Annotated in this window: 2 protein-coding genes; both read right to left on the bottom strand. The window is 63.1% G+C overall.

Features of this window, described 5'->3' with window-relative positions; translation table 11 throughout:
• Positions 1–531: hypothetical protein (locus ACYP5B_RS37720; RefSeq protein ID WP_459572982.1), on the bottom strand; the 531-nt coding region annotated here is incomplete at its 3' end.
• A 648-nt stretch (positions 532–1,179) separates the two neighbouring features.
• Positions 1,180–1,872 carry an IS6 family transposase gene (locus ACYP5B_RS37715; RefSeq protein WP_459572981.1) on the bottom strand — a complete coding sequence of 231 codons (693 nt, stop codon included), beginning with the start codon at positions 1,870–1,872 and terminating at the stop codon, positions 1,180–1,182.
• Between the last annotated feature and the right edge of the window lie 127 nt (positions 1,873–1,999).

Here is a 1,999-nt window from a genome sequence, read left to right as displayed (position 1 = left end):
TAGCGCGCGGCCGGTCAGGCGCAGGGCGGCTTGGAGATGTGATTGCCCCGAGACGATCCGGTAATTACGCCCTTCTGATCGTCTCACCACCGCGTCAGTGGGGATCTCGCTGAGCTCGATAGTGCCGAACCCGGGGAGCGACATTTCCGCGATGCGATTCTTGATGCAGGCGACCATCACGGCGGCGCCGGGGCGCTCGGTTGCCGCAAGCCGTTCATATTGACCGAGGAGGATGTTGGCCTTCTCGATTGAGGGCGTCGTATAGACAAAGGATTGGATGGCGGTCGGCGGGCGAGTCAACCGGGTCGCCATGATTGCGAATGCCCAGTCCCTTTTGTAGTTGCAGTGTGGGCAAACCCAGCCGTACTTGGTGGCAATCAGGATGCCAGGGGCGCCACCTTCGACTCCGTGGCGGTGATCGGCGCTGTTCCTGCAGGTGAAGGCGCGCAGAACCGGGCCGCCGAGGCCGACCTGGTTCTCGTTGAGGTTCTGGACCTGATCGTCGGTGAACGGTGCGCGAATGTAACTCATGGCATTTGAGAAGGCAGCTTCGGCGTGGCGTGGCTATCGCCGCGCGGCAGGCTCCCGCCACGCTCGGGAGCCTGCCCGGCGGCTAACAAATTGGGCGCCAGGACACACTGCGGCCGCCGCCTCCTTCCAGTTTATGCCCGGGAGAAGGTCTATGCTGCTTTGGCCGGGCCAGAACCTTTTGTGTGCTGCCCGACCTAAATCCATTCCGCTTCCTCGAAGCAGCTAGGACAAATCTGCCCGTCCTGCTCGTGGCGGCGGTGAGGGGGAACGGAAGCTGCCGTCCCCTTTACCTCGCCCAGGAATCCGGCCGGCGGATACGTGCCCGCAGACCACGCACCGGAAGCAGTGCGCCCTGGGGCCCAGTGCCGCGTCAGCGGCTGCGATCTTTGGCATTGTCGATGGCCTCCCGGGTCGCCGCGTCCAGCGCAGATTGGGAATCGTCGGATACGGCAAACTGCCGGCCATCGACTTCGTGCATGTGGAGCATTTTCCCGGTGGCTGCATCTTCTGGTATTCGTACTTTCAATGCGATTTCTGGCGGTAGCCGTGTGCAGCGCGGCTTGCAGTAAGGCTCGGCGTCCAATAGATTTCCCCGGCACTGTCAACTTGCCGCTAGCAAGACAAGTCAGTGGCGAGCGAGCCCGCTGCTCAGGAAGCGGTTGACGGATTTTGGGCCACGTCAGTGAATTCGTACCAGGCAGCGAATCTCGCAGCGAGGTGCTTGCGATAGAGCGAAGCACGCAACAGATGCCGTTTCAGCGCGAAGTGCTGCCGGATCGGACCGAAGTTCGACAGGAAGGCCTGCGTGCGCTTCGGGTCGCGGAATCCACGCATGCGCCGCTCGCGTTCACGAGTCGGCTGGTGGCTGTTCTCCGCCCGGTTGTTCACGCGGGCGGTGGCCTTCACGAATACATGTTTGACGCCGGCCAGCTCCGGGATGTCGGCCTTTGCGGCGGTGTAGCTGCGCAGCTGGTCGGTGACAATCTTGCGCGGTACCGGGCAGGAGCGCAGCACGCGGAGGAAGAAGCGTTTGGCGGCAGCCTTGTCGCGCCGCTGCGGCAGCAGGATGTCGAGTTCGGCGCCATGCTCGTCGACCGCCCGCCACAGCAGGTAGGGCTCGCCGCGCAGGGTCACAAACATCTCGTCCAGATGCCAGGTGCTGCCCGGCTTGCGGCCGGCCGTCTTCACGCGATGCGCGAACCCCGCGCCAAACTTGTCGCACCAGCGACGGATCGTTTCAACGTTCCGGTGGATCGTAGCATGCGAAGGAAGCGAGGCGGATGGGGATAGCGGGGTGAGATCAACCAAGCGCAAGAAGCACGTCGATCGCTCGCTTGCCATAGTGCAATGCGGCCTGCTCGGCAGCTGCCTTGGTGAAGTAATCGCTATGGTCCGACGCGGGGCCGTAGATGGCGTCGTCATCGGGCTCGGCTGTGTATCGGATTTCGACTACATACCCCCATTTCTG

Source organism: Cupriavidus sp. 8B (genome assembly GCF_054589115.1).
This window is presented reverse-complemented; position numbering and strand designations above follow the sequence as displayed.